The 18159-nt window shown below is 67.0% G+C and carries 20 protein-coding genes and 1 pseudogene; 9 read left to right on the forward strand and 12 right to left on the reverse strand.

Features of this window, described 5'->3' with window-relative positions:
- Positions 1-32: 32 nt before the first annotated feature.
- Complete coding sequence (locus PSR88_RS13895; protein WP_016882366.1) at positions 33-959, reverse strand: helix-turn-helix transcriptional regulator; 927 nt, start codon at positions 957-959, stop codon at positions 33-35.
- A 167-nt stretch (positions 960-1126) separates the two neighbouring features.
- Between PSR88_RS13895 and PSR88_RS13900 the strand changes: the two genes are divergently transcribed.
- The 4 genes and pseudogenes from PSR88_RS13900 to PSR88_RS13915 all read left to right on the forward strand — a co-directional run bounded on the left by PSR88_RS13900 (position 1127) and on the right by PSR88_RS13915 (position 4256).
- Positions 1127-2383 (forward strand): MFS transporter, encoded by a 1257-nt coding sequence (locus tag PSR88_RS13900; RefSeq protein ID WP_037196906.1) that lies wholly within the window; start codon positions 1127-1129, stop codon positions 2381-2383.
- Positions 2384-2585: 202 nt separating this feature from the next.
- Positions 2586-2939 carry a cyclophilin-like fold protein gene (locus PSR88_RS13905; protein ID WP_237724064.1) on the forward strand — a complete coding sequence of 118 codons (354 nt, stop codon included), beginning with the start codon at positions 2586-2588 and terminating at the stop codon, positions 2937-2939.
- Between the two features lie 13 nt (positions 2940-2952).
- Positions 2953-3130 (forward strand): annotated as a pseudogene (locus PSR88_RS13910) (IMP dehydrogenase); the annotation flags it as partial.
- 31 nt (positions 3131-3161) lie between these two features.
- Positions 3162-4256 (forward strand): alpha/beta hydrolase, encoded by a 1095-nt coding sequence (locus PSR88_RS13915; protein ID WP_016882363.1) that lies wholly within the window; start codon positions 3162-3164, stop codon positions 4254-4256.
- Positions 4257-5056: 800 nt separating this feature from the next.
- Here PSR88_RS13915 and PSR88_RS13920 read toward each other — a convergent pair.
- The gene (locus PSR88_RS13920; protein WP_051004165.1) at positions 5057-5659 is read right to left on the reverse strand and encodes a DMT family transporter; all 603 of its coding nucleotides are present in this window, start codon (positions 5657-5659) and stop codon (positions 5057-5059) included.
- 907 nt (positions 5660-6566) lie between these two features.
- On the opposite strand from PSR88_RS13920, the gene PSR88_RS13925 reads away from it, so the two are divergent.
- The gene (locus tag PSR88_RS13925; RefSeq protein ID WP_016882361.1) at positions 6567-7022 is read left to right on the forward strand and encodes a Clp protease N-terminal domain-containing protein; all 456 of its coding nucleotides are present in this window, start codon (positions 6567-6569) and stop codon (positions 7020-7022) included.
- A gap of 197 nt (positions 7023-7219) precedes the next feature.
- Positions 7220-7384, forward strand: coding sequence for a hypothetical protein (locus PSR88_RS13930; protein ID WP_237724063.1), 165 nt, complete (start codon positions 7220-7222; stop codon positions 7382-7384).
- A 111-nt stretch (positions 7385-7495) separates the two neighbouring features.
- Here the strand turns inward: PSR88_RS13930 and PSR88_RS13935 are convergent, their stop codons facing one another.
- The 7 genes from PSR88_RS13935 to PSR88_RS13965 all read right to left on the reverse strand — a co-directional run bounded on the left by PSR88_RS13935 (position 7496) and on the right by PSR88_RS13965 (position 13044).
- Positions 7496-7894 carry an anti-sigma factor gene (locus PSR88_RS13935; RefSeq protein WP_342338220.1) on the reverse strand — a complete coding sequence of 133 codons (399 nt, stop codon included), beginning with the start codon at positions 7892-7894 and terminating at the stop codon, positions 7496-7498.
- Between the two features lie 199 nt (positions 7895-8093).
- A complete protein-coding gene (locus tag PSR88_RS13940) occupies positions 8094-8633 on the reverse strand; it encodes a hypothetical protein (protein ID WP_016882359.1) in 540 nt (179 codons plus the stop codon).
- On the reverse strand, positions 8630-9202 hold the full coding sequence (locus PSR88_RS13945) for a hypothetical protein (protein ID WP_016882358.1): 573 nt from the start codon (positions 9200-9202) through the stop codon (positions 8630-8632). Before PSR88_RS13945 ends, PSR88_RS13940 begins: the two co-directional genes overlap by 4 nt.
- A gap of 246 nt (positions 9203-9448) precedes the next feature.
- Positions 9449-9778, reverse strand: a complete 330-nt coding sequence (locus tag PSR88_RS13950) for a hypothetical protein (protein WP_020476798.1) — start codon at positions 9776-9778, stop codon at positions 9449-9451.
- 343 nt (positions 9779-10121) lie between these two features.
- On the reverse strand, positions 10122-10988 hold the full coding sequence (locus PSR88_RS13955) for an alpha/beta fold hydrolase (RefSeq protein ID WP_016882357.1): 867 nt from the start codon (positions 10986-10988) through the stop codon (positions 10122-10124).
- Between the two features lie 770 nt (positions 10989-11758).
- Positions 11759-12562 (reverse strand): MBL fold metallo-hydrolase, encoded by an 804-nt coding sequence (locus PSR88_RS13960; RefSeq protein WP_011595472.1) that lies wholly within the window; start codon positions 12560-12562, stop codon positions 11759-11761.
- Positions 12563-12573: 11 nt separating this feature from the next.
- Positions 12574-13044: a grhN gene (locus PSR88_RS13965; RefSeq protein WP_237724061.1), complete on the reverse strand. Its 471-nt coding sequence runs from the start codon at positions 13042-13044 to the stop codon at positions 12574-12576.
- 102 nt (positions 13045-13146) lie between these two features.
- Here PSR88_RS13965 and PSR88_RS13970 point away from each other — a divergent pair, with 102 nt between their 5' ends.
- Positions 13147-14292, forward strand: a complete 1146-nt coding sequence (locus PSR88_RS13970) for a LuxR C-terminal-related transcriptional regulator (protein WP_029539110.1) — start codon at positions 13147-13149, stop codon at positions 14290-14292.
- A 166-nt stretch (positions 14293-14458) separates the two neighbouring features.
- On the opposite strand, the gene PSR88_RS13975 is transcribed toward PSR88_RS13970, so the two are convergent.
- From PSR88_RS13975 to PSR88_RS13985, 3 genes are all read right to left on the reverse strand, one after another.
- A complete protein-coding gene (locus tag PSR88_RS13975) occupies positions 14459-14590 on the reverse strand; it encodes a hypothetical protein (protein WP_272942756.1) in 132 nt (43 codons plus the stop codon).
- Positions 14587-15057 (reverse strand): hypothetical protein, encoded by a 471-nt coding sequence (locus tag PSR88_RS13980; protein ID WP_029539109.1) that lies wholly within the window; start codon positions 15055-15057, stop codon positions 14587-14589. The genes PSR88_RS13975 and PSR88_RS13980 overlap by 4 nt, the downstream gene beginning before the upstream one ends.
- A gap of 120 nt (positions 15058-15177) precedes the next feature.
- The gene (locus tag PSR88_RS13985) at positions 15178-16335 is read right to left on the reverse strand and encodes an IS30 family transposase (RefSeq protein ID WP_342338222.1); all 1158 of its coding nucleotides are present in this window, start codon (positions 16333-16335) and stop codon (positions 15178-15180) included.
- Between the two features lie 661 nt (positions 16336-16996).
- On the opposite strand from PSR88_RS13985, the gene PSR88_RS13990 reads away from it, so the two are divergent.
- Both PSR88_RS13990 and PSR88_RS13995 read left to right on the forward strand, forming a co-directional pair.
- The gene (locus PSR88_RS13990) at positions 16997-17494 is read left to right on the forward strand and encodes a cytochrome P450 (RefSeq protein ID WP_411755677.1); all 498 of its coding nucleotides are present in this window, start codon (positions 16997-16999) and stop codon (positions 17492-17494) included.
- Positions 17495-17520: 26 nt separating this feature from the next.
- Positions 17521-18147, forward strand: a complete 627-nt coding sequence (locus PSR88_RS13995) for a TetR/AcrR family transcriptional regulator (protein WP_029539096.1) — start codon at positions 17521-17523, stop codon at positions 18145-18147.
- Positions 18148-18159 lie beyond the last annotated feature (12 nt).

Here is an 18159-nt window from a genome sequence, read left to right on the forward strand (position 1 = left end):
GTCCTTCCGACACGGGTGGAGTCGCCGAAGAGCTATTCGCCGGTACTGTGTGTCGGCTGCTCGGCTGCGGCTGCGGCCGTGGTTGCGAGTGTGGTGGCGGCCCAGTTGCCGAGCAGGGTCATGGCGTCGGCGGACGGGCTGCCTGGGTCGACGCTGTAGAGGGTCAGGACCAGGCCGGGGTCGGCGGGTAACGGCATTGTTTCGTAATCGATGGTGAGGTCACCGACGACGGGGTGGTGGAAGGTTTTGGTGCCGGTGTAGTGCAGGCGCACATTGTGCTTGGCCCAGCGGACCCGGAATTCGTCGCTGCGGGTGGACAGTTCACCGACGAGGTCGGAGATGCCGCGGTCGTACGGGTCGCGGCCGGCGTCGGTGCGCAGCAGGTTGACTGCGCCGTCGGCCATCTGGTCCCAGTCGGGGTAGAACTCGTGGGCGCGGGGGTCGAGGAAGCAGAACCGGACGAAATTGACCGCCTTGCTGGGGTCGGGGTGCAGTTGGTCCGGGTAGAGGGGCGAATAGAACGCGTAGGCGAGCCGGTTCGCGGCGACGAGGTCGTGGCGGGCGTTGCGCACGAATGCGGGCCCGGCGTAGCCGTCGAGGAGTCGCTGCACCATCGGCCGCACCGCCTTGGTGGTGCGGCGTGAGCGAACGCGTTGCGGGCGGGTGAGGGCGCTGCGGTGCAGATCGAACAGGTGGGACCGTTCCGCCTCGTCGAGTTCGAGGGCACGCGCGATGGCGTCGAGCACCGACTCGGAGACGCCGGTGACCTTGCCGCGTTCGATCTGGGTGTAATAGTCGACCGAGAGCCCTGCCAGGGTGGCGACCTCTTGGCGGCGCAGACCGGGGACGCGGCGTTTGGCGGCGTCGTAAACCGGCAGCCCGACGTGCTCGGGGGTGATCTTGGCCCGCCGCGACGCCAGGAATTGGCCGATCTCAGCGACTCGGTTGGTGGACTCCACACACCCGAGGCTACGACCCGCGGGAAGCCGGTTGCCAGGTGCTGTGAGGGGGGTGCTGCCAGCACCCCCCTGATCTTCGCCTCCCACGCGGGCGGCTGACCGCGTTGCATGGATGCTGCGAGCACGAGGTGCTCTGCGACCGAACCCTTCGACATCGACGAGGTGCCATGACCACGCGAACGCCTGTCCAACCGAGCACCAGCACTGGCCTGCCTGTGCTGGTGTATGTGCTGGCGGCCGGGATCTTCCTGATGGGCACGACCGAGTTCATGGTTGCCGGACTGTTGTCCGATGTCGCCACCGACCTCGGTGTGGACCTCGCCCGGGCCGGGTTGCTGGTCACCGCGTTCGCGGTCGGCATGATCATCGGCCCACCGGTCATGGCGCTGGCCACGCTGCGGTTGCCCGCTCGGGCCACACTGGTCGGGGCGCTGGCAGTGTTCTCCGCCGGGCACGTGGTAGCGGCGGTGAGTGACTCGTTCACCGTCGTCACCGCCTCCCGCGTCCTCACCGCGCTGGCGACCGGCACGTTCTGGGCGACCGGCGCGGTGGTGGCGGCCGCGGTCGCCGGCCCCGGGGCGAGCGCGCGGGCATTGGCAGTGCTCTCGGGCGGGTTGAGCCTGGCCGTGGTCGCCGGTGTCCCGTTGGGCACCTTCGCCGGCCAGTACACCGGGTGGCGGGGCCCGTTCTGGATGCTGGCCATGCTGGCCATCCCCGCGATCGTCGCCGTTCTTCGGTTCGCTCCGGGCACCGCGACCGAGGACACGCTGAGTGTGTCGGCGCGCTCGGAGATCTCGACCGTGCGGCCGTGGCGGGTATGGGCGGTGCTGGGTGCGATCACGCTGGCGCAGGCCGGGTTCCTCGGCGCCTACAGCTTCATCAGCCCTCTGCTGACCGACCGCGCCGGCATCTCCGCCGCGCTGATGCCGCTGGTCCTCGCCGGCTTCGGCGTCGGTGCCCTGGTGGGGACCGCGCTGGGTGGTCGGATCGGCGACCGGTGGCCGCTGGCGACCATCGCCGCGGCGGTAGCACTGACCTCGGTTCTGCTGCTCATCCTGGCGGCGACCGCGAGCCACTCGGCGATCGTGGTGGGTGTGATCGTCGTCCTGGGTGCCTCCGGGCTCGGGGCGAACCCGGTGCTGATCGCCCAGACCCTGCGATTCGCCGGACATGGCTCCCGGCTGGCGTCGTCGCTGGCGACCGCGGCCTTCAACCTCGGCACCGCCGCCGGATCTGCGTTGGCCGCGACCACCCTGTCGACGTCACTGGGTGTGCTCGGGCCGGCGGTCCTCGGCGCCGCGATCACGGCCACCGGGCTGATACCGATCGCTCTGCTGTCCACCACCTGGGCGCGTCCCGCGGCCGGGAATCCGCCGCCCCGTCCCTCCGAGGAGACGCTGCGGGTGCCCACGTCCGTGAGCTGAAGCGCGGCTGAACACCGGTATCGACAGGAGAAAAACAATGCGTCCCATGATCACCGGGCTGGTGGTCCTCACGACAGCCGTCACAGTCGTCGCCGGGCTCACCGCCTGCGCGAGCACATCGGACTCGGCCGCAAGCAGTTCGCCGCCGGCGTCACCGACCGCGCAACCCGCGACGCCGCAACCTGGCCAGGAAGGACCAGTCATGCAGATACGGTTGAGGATCGGCGCGGCGGAGGCGAGCGCACGACTCTACGACAACGCCACGGCCCGAGACTTCGCCTCCCTGCTACCCGTCACGATCACCCTGCACGACCTCGGCGGCCGCGAGAAGGCCGGACCGCTGCCTCGCACACTCGCCGACGGTCAGGGCCAGAGCAGTTACCGGGCAGGACAACTCGGCTATTGGGCACCCAGCAGTGACCTGGCCGTCTACTACCGCGAAGACGGGTTCACGATTCCCGATCACGGGATCGTGATGATCGGCGAGATCGACACCGGACTCGACGCCATCACCGACGCCGACGGCACCGACACCCTCACCATCACCGCAACCTGACCACCCCAAACGACATCTGATGGGCGGCCCCGCACCGGTCCGCCGCTTCCTGCCGGAGCTGATCGACCTGATCTGGCGCCGCGAGATCGACCGGCAAGGTCTTCGACCTCACCCTCCGGCTGGACCAGGCGGCCGAGGGCTACCAGGTGATGCACGAGCGCCGCGCCATCAAAACCCTGCTCACCCTCTGACACGACACCCACCACCAGGAGCACGACAACGATGAACACCCTCCGCACACGGCGAGGCACTCGCCGCTCGATGAAGCTGGCCGGCGCCGGTATCGCCACGCTCGCCGTCCTGGCCGCCTCGGCCTGCTCCTCCTCGGCCGCCCCTGTGTCGCCGGTGGCGAACCTGGCCTCCGGCGATCTGTCCCACGGCGCCGACAACTTCTACACCAGCGACCAGGTCACCATGGAGAAGGTGACGTTCAAGAACCAGTACCAGATAGAGGTCGCCGGCAACCTGTTCGTTCCGAGGAACCTCGACCGCAACACCAAGAACGCAGCCATGGTGGTCGGGCACCCGATGGGTGCGGTCAAGGAACAGAGCGCCAACCTCTACGCCACCAAGATGGCCGAGCAGGGTTTCGTGACGCTCTCGCTGGACCTGTCGTTCTGGGGCGAGAGCGCCGGCGAGCCCCGCAATGCCGTCGCCCCCGACATCTACACCGAGGACTTCAGTGCCGGCGTGGACTTCCTGCGCACCCAGTCCTTCGTCGACACCGAACGCATCGGCGCGCTCGGAATCTGCGGCAGCGGCAGCTTCGTCATCAGCGCCGCCAAGATCGACCCCCGCATCAAGGCCGTCGCCACGGTCAGCATGTACGACATGGGCGGTGCCACCCGCAACGGGCTGGGCCACTCGGTCACCCCCGATCAGCGCAAAGCCGCCCTGGCCCGAGCCGCAGCCCAGCGTGACGTCGAATTCACCGGCGGTCCCACCGAATACACCGGCGGCACACCCGAGCAGCTGACCGATCAATCCAGCCCGATCGAACGCGAGTTCTACGACTTCTACCGCACCGCGCGCGGGAACAGCCCCGACACCACCACTCAGCCGATACTGTCGAGCAACGTCAAATTCATGAACTTTTACCCGTTCAACGACATCGAGACCATCTCACCCCGCCCGATGCTGTTCATCGCCGGCGAAAACGCGCACTCGCGCGAGTTCACCGAAGAGGCTTACCGCCTCGCCGGGGACCGCAGGGAACTGGTGATCGTGCCCGGTGCCGGTCACGTCGACCTCTACGACCGGGCCGAGATGATCCCGTTCGACAAGCTGACCGAGTTCTACACCCAGAACCTCACCTAACGGGTGGGCGAGCACTGACCGGACCCGGTCAAGCACACGTACCCCAACCCCGAGATGCCGGCGTACACCAACGACGCACGCCGGCATTACCCCATCACCATCAACCTCGGGCGTCTGGTGCCAGGGACACCGAGACGCTTCCACAGGTGCACGGACAAACCCGTTCTCACCATGACACGCGCGCACCGCACCGCGGTTGCCGGACCGGGGTGACGAAGTACGGACGGAAGGGGCACCGATGGCCGCGAACAATGCCGACAACGATGAACGAGCGGGAACGATCGCGATCGGACTGACCATCGCGATCACCGCCCTCCTGACTTACCTGGAGGCACTGGCCCGTTGATTGCCTTCTCAAGACAAGAGCGGTAGCGGACTCTCGCACTCGCAAGGCACAGTAGTCCGCTGCACGGGGTACAGCTATCACCGCGCCGCACTCGCCTACGAGGCGCCTGGACGTAGGCCGTGCCGGCCCGCGACCCAGCACAGGGATGAATTTCGTCATCAAGCGGTTTGCCGCCCAGGACTGATCCGGTGCCCGTCCGAGAGCAAACAACGCTCGACCGATGCTCGACCCGAATCTCGTCGAACCTCCCGTGAACCACCGCGGTGACATGCCGACGACCAACCCCAACCCCATTGCCACACAGCGGAAGCGACGTTCGATGGCACGGCCCAAGAGACCGCCGGCACCCGCGGGCCAGTGTTGGCGCCGAACGCTGATGTCAACCCACTCCCCTCGAGGGGCGCGGCCGCCGTCGCCCTCCGTGTGGGCGGCGCAATGGGTGCGCTCGAAAGGGTCAGCTGGTGTCGAGAAGGGTGACCGCGGACGCGGCGACGAGTAACCCGGCTGCCTGTCTCGGGATGAGGCGTTCTCCAAGGACGGTGACGCCGAGCAGTACGGGGACGACCGGGTAGAGGTAGGATACAACCACCGCGACCACGGCGAGTTGCTCCCTCGCGGCGAGCAGATACGCGATCAGCGCCAGTGCCGCTGCCGCGCCCGTGAACCCGGCGGCCAACGCCGGGACCAGGGACCACCGGATGTGTGCGCCTCCCGAACTCGGCAGCAGCGGCGCGATGGTGAGGATCGCCGCAACCCGCCCAGCGGCCACGGGCCACAATCCTGACCCCGCGCCGGCCTGCGCCAACGCCACATACTGCACCGCAATCCCGAGTCCCGCGATGAGGCCGTCGAGGGCCGCGGCCGACAGCACGGGTCCAGCCTGCGTGCCGGTGTGTGCGACCAGCCACAGTGCCGGAACCGCGATCACGATACCGAGCCAGCCGACCTGCACTCCGCCCTGGACCGACTCGGACTCAGCACGGCGGTGTCCTGCTTCGACACCGTCGCCGACGCATTCCACGCAGCACTCGCCCACCCTGCTGTCACCGCAGAACACGCACCGACGTTTCCGATGCTCGACCGACCCCATTCGGTGCACTGCTCCCTCGCCGCCGTCCCTGCCACGACAGGACTCGACCGGAAAGGCATCGCCCCATGACGAACCCGCCTCCTCGCCTGACGAATCCGTCTCCCCACCCATCCCCGCCGTCCGGGTGGTCGGCCGCGTGGATCAAGCATTACCTCGATTGGAAGGCGCGCGGCGACCGCGGCGGCGAGGTCGGGACCGTGGATGCGGGCGCCGCACGGCCGTCGCAGATACGGCGACGACCGTGGAAGCCGCTCGGGTGAATCGGGTGGTCGCGTTCGAAGTGCGGTGGTGCGCCCCTCGGCGGTGGGCCCGCCGAGACGATCATGACCGACTTCGGCATGGACGCCGCCGCGTTCTTCCGGCACCTGGCCGAGTATCTGGAACTGTCCCCGCCCACTCCCCTGCGCCCCGACCTGCTCGAGCGCATGAAGGCCGTCGCGCGGCGACGCCTGTGGCTGCCACCTGACACGCCCCAAAAAGGCCTGGTCTGTCAGCGTCGGCATCACCGCTCCGCAATGGTCGGAGCCGTCAATCATTGCCGCGGGCAACGAGTTGGTGCAACGACTCCGTTGCCCGTCCAGTTTGCGGACCTGAATCCGCCCGTCCCCGGGCTTCGCACACCTGCGGCGGGCACCCTCCGCAATACCAGTCCCCGAACGAAACCGATCACGTCGCGGACTCGTTATCGGGGGTCGGCTGCACGCGCCGTGGTCCATGCGATCCCACATAGCCCGCACGGCGCCTCCCCACGCCTGCAGGCGCACCGAGATCACGGGGCCGCATCTTGGCAGGCTCAGCGCCACACCACACGGGGATACTGGAAGGGCGACGGCTCCACCCATCCGCAGGGCTCGCGCCGAGAGGGTGATCAACAGTGTTCGACAAATTCAGCGATCAAGCACGCCACGTCGTCGTCCTCGCCTCCGACGCGGCCCGCACCCACCACCACAACCACCTCGGCACCGAACACCTCCTCACCGGCATCCACGCCGCCGGCGGCCCCACCGCTGCCACCCTCACCAACTGGGGGATCACCAGCCCCCACCTGGACAGCGCCCTCGACGAGATACCCGCATACCCCAACACCGACACCGAATGCGCCGGACCCCCCTTCACCCCGACCCTGACAAAGACCCTCGCCCAAAGCCTGCGAGAAGCCTCCCTACTCGGACACCACACCATCGGCACCGAACACCTCCTCCTCGCCCTCCTCGCCGACACCACCTGCACCGGCACCCGAATCCTCACCCACCTCACCGCCCTCAGCCCGCACCAGATGCGCGACCACCTCCGACACCAACTCACCGAACACCCCCAACCCCACGAGTAGACCCGCACACCCCACCGAAATCCATCCACCCCGCCCGACTCCACGGGCGACCGCTACGCCGGAGAACACCAGAGCTCAGGTCAGAAATTCGGTAGGAGTGGGGCAGCGTTGTCCCTGATCGTCGACGCCGCGCTCACCCACGCGGTCGCCGAACTCGAGCAATCCCGCGCGGTGATCAACAGGCCAACGGTGCGCTCATGCTCGCCTACGGCCTCTCCCCCGAACGAGTCTTCGGCATCCTCACCTGGCGCCACGGCAGACCAACAGCAAACCGCGTCCTCGCCGATCGCTTCGTCGATACCCTCACCGCCGAGGCGACCTCCCCGCGGCGTCTCGTGCCCGGTTCGACCACCTGCTCCTGACCGCACACGAGCACCCCGACGAACAGACCACCCGGGCTCACCGGTGGCCCACCCCTCGGGCGGGGACGGGAAGGCCAGAGTGAGGTGTGCCAGCGGCGGACGGTGACCGTCTCAGGTGCACCCATGCCGTCGTGTGACGAACCCGACCACGATTTCGTACTCGCCCTCCGACTCCCCCGGAAGGTCGGTGGTCAGCACGCGATCGGTCAACGCCTCGAGCACCCTCCACCTCGGATCGGGGTGCCGCGGAAGGCATCGGCGCGAGGTGACGGTACTCGTCATGAGAAAGACAGAGCCCGAGACGACGAACGAACAGCGCAGTGGGGACCCTATCGACGCCGCATCGATCAACATCGCGCCCACCTCATCGATCGCGTGGGTGACCTCCGCTACCTCTTCGAGCGCGAATCCGCGGCGGCGGGTTAACGTCCGCGCCGCCGCCAGGACTATCGGCAACTGATCCAGGGCTGCGCTCACCCGCAGCTGGGTGGTCGGTGGTCCGGCGCTCACAATGTCCAGCACAGGTTCCCGCAATTCATTCCACTCATTCCACCTATCTGACAAGCCGGCGCCGCATCCATCAGCTCACCCCATCCCCGCACCAACCACCGGTCTCACTTCCCGGTGCTCAACGAACTCTTCGAACGTGTCAATCGTTCTAGCCCTGTCACCGAGAACGCCAGACTCCTTACTCCTTGCTCCTCGCTCCTCAGAGTGCGAGCAGCCGCTGGAAGAATTCGCGGTACCGCTTGAGCGCGAGACGAAGGTCCTCCGTCGAGCCCTCTTCGCCCCGAGCCCACTGCTCCTCGAGCCGCGAACGCGCCTCCGAGAATCCGGTGGTGATCCGATCGACGACATCGGACACGAGACCATCGGCCTTCTGAACACACTCTCTGGGATCGTCGACGAAGCCCGCCTGAACCTCGTCCCACCGCAAGCGCAGGACCGACAACTCGTCCTCAGCGAACAGTGTCTGATTAGCCGATGATTCGGTCTCCTCTGCGGACGGATGGGCGTTCTCCGTCGAGCGGACCGGCTCATCAGTCGCCCGCTGGTCCGCAACCGGCGAACTGGAGGCGTCCGTGGACCGCTGGGTGCTCTCGGCCGCAGGGCCGGGAGCCTCGGTCGACGATTCGGTTGTCCCGGTCGAGGGCTCGGTCCTGATCGAGCCGGTGGTCTCGGTCGAATCCGTGGTCTCGGTCCCCCTGGTCGGGCTGGTGCTCTCGGGTTGCTGATCTGGGGTGGTCATGCGCGCGTCTCCTTCGGCTTGTCTTTGTTCTCATCCGTCTCGAGCAACTTCTCGAACAGCGCCCGATAGTGCACGAACGCCTCACGCTGATCCTCGGTACCGACGTCGCCCCGCTCCTGCGCCAGATAAATGCTGTGCGCCCGTCGGTAGCTCTCGACAACCTTCGGGTGATCGACCGAAATGTCGGCCGCCCGCTGATCGAAGTCGTCGATCGGGTAACCGCGCTCGCGCATGACCTGGATCACGAGCCGGTCCGCGGCCCCGACCGCACTGGACGGATTGTCGACGAACTCGATCTGCACCGTCCGCCACGAGTCGGCGTACTTCGCTTGCGCCTCGGGCGGCAACGGGACGATATCGAGCTTCTCCCGCTTTCGTTCGCGGGCGGTGAGCTCGTCCTCCGCGGCGTCGAGGTTGCCGACCTCTCCCACGGTCCGCTCGTACTCGGGACCAAACCGTCCCCTCAGCCGTTCCGTCCGCTGACGGCTGCTGACCGAACGCGCAACGATGACCGCCACCACGGCAATCACGACGATAACCGCGATCAAGATCCATCCCCAAACAGGCATTTCCTCAGACCTCCTCGTCCTTCGAACGGGTACCCGAGCGGCCTATTCGGAAACGGCCATTGCGCTGCACAGCCCGCCGGTCGGGCGACCACCCTGGCGCCCCTGAGACAAACGGTTGCTCCGAAGGGTCCAGCGCTGCCGGCCATCCTGGTGCGCGCGAAATAGTCGCTCCGCCCACCGGACGGTCGACCCCATCGAAAACACCGGCCAGGCCGAGCGAGCTGCGGCCTCAGCGCAGTCAAACAGTCACACGCGGTCGGTGGGATGCTGCTGCCCTCGCCGACGGAGGAACCGTTCACGCTGCTCGTCGAGCAGGATCACGCCACGGTGCCGAATTCGGTGCTGCTCTCGCGCGATGAGCAGCCGCACCGCCGCTGTATGTCGCCGGAGGTCAGCGGCGCGCTCCCGGGCGGCGTCATCGCTGAGCCAGTGCGCGGCGGCTGCGTCGCAGCCGGTGAGAAACCGCTCGTAGACGAGCCGACTCGGTGCCTGCTCGTCGAGCTGCGAGACCGCGAGATCCTCGACGAGCTGCAACGGGATCCGAGCCAGCCGGTACTGCAGCCGCAGCAGGGCCATCGGCAATGTGCCCACTGTTGTCACGATGGGCGATGCTACTTTCCATGGACCGAACACGGGGATGAATCGTGCAACCATCAACCCACCAGCGGTGCGTGCTACAACACGGCGATAGAGCGCATCGCAGCGATTGTGGGGGCGGCGTCGGTGCTCACGGGTCCGAGCCCCGGACTGCCGGAGACCTCGGGGGTCGGTGTCAGGGTTTTCGCGACTGCTGTTCCGGATTTGGCCCGGCTGTGTCTCACGTGACTTCGAGTCCGGGTCGACTTGTCCGCGCGCTCCCACTCCTTGTCCAGCGCGAAGCTGCGCGCGCCGCAGCCGCCAGCCCGGGCCCGCACCGGTGTCACCGAGGGAATTCCGAAGCAGGACCGAGGAATTCGTCGAGTACGCGGAAGAACAGTTCCGGTTCGTCGAGTTGAGGGAAGTGACCTGCGCGGGGAAAGATCTCGACGCGACTATCCGGTACGACTCGGCGCAGGTTCTCGGCATGTGACGCGGGAATCATTTTGTCTCGGCCACCCCATACCAGCAGCGAGGGAAGCGACTCGAACTTCGAGAAGTGTTGCTTGGCGCTGACAGTCTGTCCGCGCAGTCCCACGACGGCACGGGTGGAGGCGAGAAACGCGGCTCGCGAAGACTTGTCGGACACGGTCTCGAGGGATCGCCAGGTTTCGGTGGCGCTGCGACTGGGCTGCACGGGCAGCCCGAGCCGGCCCAGGTGTTTGAGGATGTTCTCGGTGGTGCGCCGAAGTCGGTCGGAGGCCAAGAGGGGCAGGACCAGTTCGCTGCCAGGCAAAGTGGCCGCCTTGAGGAACACGCTCACCTCGCGGCCGAGGCCGCCGCTGCTCACCAGACACAGACGGTCGACTCGCTCGGGAAACAGGTACGACAGCTGCATCACGATGCCGCCGCCGAGGGAATGGCCCACGAACGCGGCGGAGGAGATCCCGAGATGATCCATCAGGTCGCGGAGGGTGGCCGCGTGGGCACTGAGGGAGTAGTCACCGGAGGGTTTGTCGGATTGGCCGTGCCCGAACAGGTCGGGTGCCACGACGCGATGCTTCTTGGCGAGCCTACTGATTTGCGGTGCCCAGGATTCATGGGAGCCGAGCAGGCCGTGCACGAGCACCACCGGCGGTCCCTCTCCGACGTCGACGAACCTGAGGACATCGTGGTGCAGGATCACGGACTCGAGCTTGCGCGGCGACACCGTGCCCTCCCGTCTCGTTGTTCAACCGTAGAACGCCAGAGCGTCCCCTACCCCCGAGGGCCATTCGAGGCCGGAGTCAGGTACCTCGGGAATGGGGACGGCATCACTAGCCCGACGGCAGCTTCGCGGGATGACTGCTTGGTGGGAGCACACCGGTGGTGGTGGAACGGCGCCTACCACCGCGTCTGTCCGTGTACGACCTGCCTGATCTTCTCACGTGTGTGCGGAGCCGGCGCGGCGGCGCCGGGCGAAGTCCTCGCCACACTAGTGCTGGGTCGGGGGTGCGGGCAGGAAGGTTCGTATCGTGGGAGGGCGACCACGAACCGGTCGACAAGCTCGAACGTCGACTCATACATCTGATTATGGTGGCAGCTGCGAACCCCGCAGGAGAGCCGTTCCGAAAACGGATCGTTGCCCGGTCATCGATCCCTAAGCGGCTCCGGGTTCACCCGCAGGGCGGCCCAGTATTCGAACTCGTACCAGGGCCTGCCGCTGTGGGCAGGAAACGAGGAGCCGTCCGTCGTCATCGGATACGCGGTCCGGCGAGTAGATCCACCCGGTTATCGAAGGGACGGAGTTGTAGTTGTCGGCGTCGACGAAATTCACGAAGCTGCCGATACGGGCGCAATACTGCCGATCTCGATCCCGCCCGATTTCGATATCGCGCCGGCGCCGTCCGGCTTCGCGAGAACATCCGGTGTGCGGCCTGCTCGAGCTCCGGACGAAGCGACGACGGCTGGACCATGGTCGTGCTCCACCCCGGAGGACTCTCAGCGAGCGGGTTCGAAGCCTGCCAGCATTTGCTCGAGTGCGGCCTGGTCGGGCCCGATGAAGGGGTCTGACTTCGGTGCCTCGGCGAGCATGTCCAGAAACTCGGCGGTGCGTCCGTCCGCCGGGGGGAGGTGGGTGCTGAGGATCCATCGCGGGTCGAGCGCGCGCAGCGCGGCGACGGTGGGCAGGAACTTCGTCTCGTCCACCAGGTGCACCCAGGGACTGTCGACGGTGGCCCACAGGTGCTGCGCGGAACGGACGGCGTTGGGTGTGGCGTACCCGACGTCGTTGGCGGTGGCGAGTTCGGCGGTCTCCATCGGCGCCCCGAAGCAATCCGACGAGAAGTAGGCGCCGCTGCGGTCTTCGTAGAAGCCCACGGTGCTGGGATTGTCGAACAGCGGGGGCCGCAGCGCCGTCAGTGTCCGATCGCCGACGTCGAGGGATTGACCCGGATTGAGCAGGTAGACCCGGTCCATCGGGACGGGCCGTGCGCAGGACATGATGCCTACGCCCGCGAAGGTCGTGATCAGGCGGGCGTGCGGCGCCGCGTCGAGCAGGTCGAACAGTGCGCCGGTGTGATCGCGGTCCGGATGTGTCAGCCAGATCCACTCGACGTCCGCGGGGTCGAGCACCGAGCCCAGGGTGTCCATGAAGCCGCGTCCGGGCAGGCTGAGTCCGGTGTCGACGACGACGGGTTCGGCGGCGTGCAGAACGTACGCGTTCACCGGTAGGTGCCCGATCCCCGGTACTTCCAGTTCATCGCTGAGAGCGGTGATATCACGTCGGATTTTGTTGATACGCATGGGAACTCTCCTCAGTCGTCGTAGTCGACGCGGATCAGTGACCGGGCGATCGTGGCCAGTTCGGCTTCGGTCGGCTCGTATCCCCGCGGGACCTTCAGGCCCAGTTCGAACGGGGTGGCCCCGTCGTCGAGCGCGGCACGGAATGCGGCGCCTGCCTCGGCGGGGGTGGCCTCGAGTAGCAGGGCCCGGCCCCGGCGGACACGGCCCCGGTGGGTGACCGTCACGGGTGCGCCGCCGGCGAAGTTGCGCCGCCACGGACGCTCGGTGAACACGAGCGTCTGACCGTCGACGTCGTGCAGGCACACCGGCACCCGCAGGGTGCGCCCGGTACGACAGCCGGTGAACTCGATCAGCGCTTGGCGCCGGATGCGCCGCCCCAGTGACCGGGTCGTGAGGACCCGCCGGACCAACGGGTTGACCAGCCGCATCAATTGGGGTGGCGGCGGGCTCAGCCGCACATTCGTGGTATCGGTTTTGGACATGTCACCGACGCTAGGGTCGGCGCGGTGGGGGCACCATTCCACAATTCTGGTATTTCCGGCGCCGATCCGCGCTCGTACGATTGACTCGTGAGCGTGGATTCCGTGCAGTGCGCGGCAGACAAGGTCGCACGATTGTGCGCCGCACCACGCGGCCTGGTCTCGCTGTGGCGGGACGCGTCGGACGTCGTCGCCGGTGTCGTCCCGTACTACTGGACGCCGTGCTGGTTCACCCTCGACCCCGTGTCCATGCTGATGACCAGTCACTATCACTTCGGCATGGACGAATTTCCCGGCGAATGGCTGGCCGCGGAGTACTACGAGGACGACGTTCAGTCCATCCCCGACGTAATGCGTTCGGCCGAAGGGATTTCCACGTTGCACGAAGCCGCGCACGGTGATCCGTCGGGAAGTCCGCGCTGGCGCCGGAACCGGACACTCGGCGGCGACCAGGAGTTGATCGCACGGTTACGCACGCGCACGGGAGAAACGTGGGGAGCGCTGAGCCTCTATCGCGACGAGGGGATGCCGATGTTCTCGGAAACCGAGAAGTCGTTCGTGCAGGAGATCGCGCCGATCCTCGCGGGCGGGGCCCGCCGCGCACTGCTGTACGGGCAGGCCGAGGAACCGGAGTATGCCGATTCGCCGGGTTTGCTCGTCCTCGACGAGAACTGGAACATCGAATCCGCGACGCCCGGGGTCGACCGGTGGATGGTGGATCTGCCGGGCGGGGACTGGGATCGGGGGGAGTTGCCGGCCGCGGTGATCACTCTCGCCGGTCGTGTATTGCGGTGTGTGGAAGACCGCGACCGGCTGGGCGACGTGGCCATCTCGCGGGTGCTGTCGAGGTCGGGGGCGTGGTTGGTGCTGCACGGGGCATGCCTGACATCGACGGGCAGGCGGCGGATCGCGGTGATCGTGGAGCCGGCCCATCCGAGCCGCCTGTATCCGCTGCTGATGTCGGCGTACGGGCTGACCCAGCGCGAGAAGGAGGTCACCGCGATGGTGTTGCAAGGGGCGTCGACCTCGCAGATCTCCGCCGAACTACACGTGTCGGCACAGACCGTGCAGCAACATCTGAAGAGCATCTTCGACAAGACCGGCGTGCACAGCCGCCGCGACCTGGTCGGCAAGGTGTTCTTCCACCACTACGAACCACGGTTCCGTGACAACGAGAAACGCACGCTCGCCGACCGACCGCTCCGGGGTGGCCCCTGGCCCACGGATCGTCGGCGCCGCACAGGCCAGTAGCCGACCCACCAGCGGGGCACTCCGACCGACAGCGCGCCGGCGGACAGGTGGTTCCGTAAGCGGATCCTCAATCGGCCCTTCCCAATTCCACCCCCGCCTCTATCTGTCGCCGGACTCGTCCGGTGAACAGGTCGATCCCACGCCTGAACCAAGAAAGGGCTTTCACTCAGGAGTAGTACGGGGGTTCGGTGTCGGGATCGTCGACGACGACGTCAACACGCGAGTCGGCCACGAGCCGATCGATCGCGTCCGGGCTTGCGCCGATCGACGCGAAGTGAGGATCGACGTCGCAGGTCACGCACCACGCGTGATCGGATGGCCACACGAACGCGGGGGGAGGTGCGTCACCTGGTCCCCCACGTCATCCAGCAGTGACTTGATCTGGGCGTTCCAGTCGGCGACGTCGGCAAGGGTGCCGTGGAACAAGAAGTAGTCGCGGTTCGGGATCGAGATCTTCGGCGTCGGATCGTCGGCGGTGAAACTCGGCCACCCGTCCCAGATGCAGAAGTAGCAGTCATCAGGCCTGCCGGTGTGACGGGCAGGCTCGGCCAGGACGACCCCGAATTGTTTGTTGTCGGACAGACCCTCTGAGTCGCGTTGGGCATCGCCTTCCGGTTGTGCCGGATAGGCCGGGTCTGGGATGAACCGTAGGCGTGCGTACTTGTCGAAGGCGACCGGCCCCCGAGCCGCCAGCCGTCGCCAGTCCTCGTCCCGCTGTTCGAGCCAGCGCGCGGCCGACAGATCGACACACCGTGTGATGCTCATTCGACCAGTGTGACCGTTCTGACGTCCGTGGTTTCACCAGTAACACCACCGAAGCGTCGAGAACGTGCCAGACATCGAGTCTCTCCGAGAGGCCGTTTGGGGATCGGCGGATTCTGGCGGTCATCGCAACAGCAGTCGTTCCATCTCTTCGATGGGTGTGCGAAATTCTAGCCGTTTCCGGGGGCGCTCATTGAGTTGCCGTGAGACCCACTCCAGGTCTGCTTTCGAGTGCACACTCAGGTCCGAACCTTTGGGGAAGTACTGACGGAGAATGCCGTTCGTATTCTCGTTGGTCCCGCGCTGCCAGGGTGCGTGTGGATCACAGAAGTAGATGTCGATCCCGGTGGCCGCGCTGACGCTCTTCCAGTCCCGCATCTCCGAACCCTGGTCCCACGTCAGGGTCCGGCGCAGGCTCGTGGGCAGCGTCTCGAGCTGTTCGGTCAACGCGGGCGCGGTCTGCTCGGGCTTGTATCCGTCGGGCAGATGAACGAGCATGACGGTGCCGGTCGAACGTTCGACGAGTGTGCCGATCGCGCTCAGATTCCGTTTGCCGACAATGAGATCACCCTCCCAATGTCCCGGTACTGCACGGTCTTTCACGTCTTTGGGGCGGTCCGCGATGTTGGCCATATCGGGGATCCGATTCTTGCGCTGGCCGGCCTTCCGACTGGGTCGGCGCAGCCCACGTCCGGTCCGCAACGATCGAGTGAGGGTGTATTCGAGTCCGCCGCGGGAGGGTTGGTAGAGCGATTGGTAGATGGTCTCGGTGCTCACCCGCATCTGTGGATCGTCGGGGAAATCGAGTCGGAGGCGGCCCGCGATCTGCTCGGGTGAGTGGCGCTCGGTCAGGGAATTCTCGACCGTCTCGCGCAGCGACGGATTGATGGCGAGCTTGGACGGCTTGGGCCGCGAGGCCCGATGGTAGGCGGCTGCGTGAGCCGATCTGGCTCGGTACCGCCCGGACGGCTCACAATTGCGGGCGATCTCGCGTGAGATCGTCGACGGACTCCGGTTCAAGGCTTTCGCGATCTCACGAAGCGTGTGACCTGCGGCGATGCCGATGGCGATCTCTTCCCGCTCCGCGAACGTCAAACACCGGCCCTTGAGGTTGCGGCCACGCCGGGGACGCACCCCACCACAGGCCGCAAGCCACCGAGCACCCTGTTTGCGATACGAGCCGGCCGCCTCGGCCGCGCCCGTGATGAACTCACCCGCCGCCATCCCCGACCAGAACGTCTGAAAGATCTCCGGAACCATCCGATGAGAATATTTCGCCATGTGCAACACCCTTTGATCAGTGGTGTTGCGATCACCGCACGAACCCAAGGATCGTCTATCGAGACGAGCGCCAACCCTTGCGGGTGCGCGCTGGGCGCCGATCTCGTCCCGGTGGAGGTCCGAGCTTGCGGGATCACCATGGACGTTGTCGATGACCCACACGCCGACCCGCGGAATCGACATCTTCGATCGCGGCCACCGCCGACGACCCGGCGCACCTGCACCATCGCACACTCGTGCTGACGACGCTCGGCCGCCGCATCCGCGCGCTGACCCCGACCGTGCACTCGCTCGTCGACACGCTGTGGGACGAGGGGCTCCGCGACGGGCAGATCGATTGGGCGTCCGCGATGGCGAACCGACTGCCGCCGGCGATGGTCGCGCATCTCATCGGTCTGACCGAGTCGGACGTACCCCAGCTCCTGACGTGGGCCTACGACAGCACGGAAATACTCGGCGGGGTCGTCACCGCGGATCGCCTCCGCCCCCTCGTCACCTCCGCGGCCGAACTGGCCGGCTATCCGCGGGCCGACCTCGTGCGTGCGAGGACAAATCCGCGCGAGGATCTCCTGGGTGTCCTCGCGCACGCATGCAATGCAAGTGAACTCTCCGAGGACGTGGCGACACTCGTCCTGGTCCAGTTGGTCGGCGCGGGCGGCGAATCGACCGCGGGGCTGATCGGGGGGCCGCCCGCCTCCTCGCCACCCGCCCCGGACTTCAGGCCCGGCTCCGGCAACAACCCGCACTCGTCGACGCGTTCCTCGACGAGGCGCTTCGTCTCGCGTCCCAGTTCCGCGGGCATCACCGGCACGTGCTTGCCGACACCACGCTCGGCGGCGCCGAACTGCCCGCCGGTAGCCACCTGCTCCTGCTGTGGGGTGCGGCCAACCGGGATCCGGCCGTGTTCGAGCGTCCGGACGAGATAGTGCTCGACCGGCCGCACATCCGTTCGCATCTGGCATTCGGCAAGGGCGTTCACTTCTGTGTCGCATCGGCGCTCGCCCGCATGGAAGCGCTCGCCGCGACCACCGCACTGCTCGCGCGCACCGGCCGCTTCGCCCTCGCCGCGGACTCCGAGCCACGTTGGGTCCCCAGCTTGTCCGTGCGGCGCCACAGCGCGCTCCCGCTCCGCATCGAGCAGGTGACACCCGAAGATTGACATTGACGTCAATATCAACACATACTGTGACCGTGACCACAAGTGAGGCTCAGGAGCGGGCACGATCGGCGCGGAAAGACAACGACGGTCCCCGCCGCCGCGAACTCCTCCGCGCCGCGAGCGCCTGCTTCGCCGAACTCGGTTACGACCGAACGACCGTCGAGGTGATCACCACTCAGGCCGAAGTGTCGCGGGCAACGTTCTACGCCTACTTCTCGTCGAAGGAGGAGGTGTTCCACGCCGTCGCCGCCGACGTGTGCGAGGAGTTCCTCGAGTCGCAGCACGTGGAAGGACCGGCGAGCGAGGACCTGCGAGAGGTGCTGCGCACCACCACGAAAGCGTTCGTGGAAGCCGTGTACACCAACGGACGCGTCCTCGAACTGATCAGGCACCGCGCCCGGCTCGACCCCGAGGTCGGCCGAAGCTGGACCACCGTACAGACCCGGCTCATCCGCCGCTATACCCGGTTCATCGAGCGCATCAACGCCACCTGCGACGTCACGCCGTGCGCGCCGCCCGCCCGCATCGCGCAGACCCTCGCCGACGCCCAGCTCGCGGGCGCCGCCCGGCTGGTCGACGCGACGGCCCGTGAACAGCGCAGGTACACCGCCGACCTGACCGCTATCTCCGAAAGACTCATCGGCTTCGCCTAGCAACGACAATCC

Source organism: Rhodococcus sp. DK176 (assembly GCF_038447315.2).
GTDB classification, from domain to species: Bacteria; Actinomycetota; Actinomycetes; order Mycobacteriales; family Mycobacteriaceae; genus Rhodococcus_F; species Rhodococcus_F jostii_A.

Excerpts from the sequence above, each read along its gene's own strand:
- PSR88_RS13900 (WP_037196906.1), top strand. The coding sequence starts at position 1,127 with ATGACCACGCGAACGCCTGTCCAACCGAGCACCAGCACTGGCCTGCCT.
- PSR88_RS13905 (WP_237724064.1), top strand. The coding sequence starts at position 2,586 with ATGCAGATACGGTTGAGGATCGGCGCGGCGGAGGCGAGCGCACGACTC.
- PSR88_RS13915 (WP_016882363.1), top strand. The coding sequence starts at position 3,162 with ATGAACACCCTCCGCACACGGCGAGGCACTCGCCGCTCGATGAAGCTG.
- PSR88_RS13930 (WP_237724063.1), top strand. The coding sequence starts at position 7,220 with ATGCTCGCCTACGGCCTCTCCCCCGAACGAGTCTTCGGCATCCTCACC.
- PSR88_RS13940 (WP_016882359.1), bottom strand. The coding sequence starts at position 8,633 with ATGACCACCCCAGATCAGCAACCCGAGAGCACCAGCCCGACCAGGGGG.
- PSR88_RS13945 (WP_016882358.1), bottom strand. The coding sequence starts at position 9,202 with ATGCCTGTTTGGGGATGGATCTTGATCGCGGTTATCGTCGTGATTGCC.
- PSR88_RS13950 (WP_020476798.1), bottom strand. The coding sequence starts at position 9,778 with ATGGCCCTGCTGCGGCTGCAGTACCGGCTGGCTCGGATCCCGTTGCAG.
- PSR88_RS13960 (WP_011595472.1), bottom strand. The coding sequence starts at position 12,562 with ATGCGTATCAACAAAATCCGACGTGATATCACCGCTCTCAGCGATGAA.
- PSR88_RS13965 (WP_237724061.1), bottom strand. The coding sequence starts at position 13,044 with ATGTCCAAAACCGATACCACGAATGTGCGGCTGAGCCCGCCGCCACCC.
- PSR88_RS13980 (WP_029539109.1), bottom strand. The coding sequence starts at position 15,057 with ATGAGCATCACACGGTGTGTCGATCTGTCGGCCGCGCGCTGGCTCGAA.
- PSR88_RS13985 (WP_342338222.1), bottom strand. The coding sequence starts at position 16,335 with ATGGCGAAATATTCTCATCGGATGGTTCCGGAGATCTTTCAGACGTTC.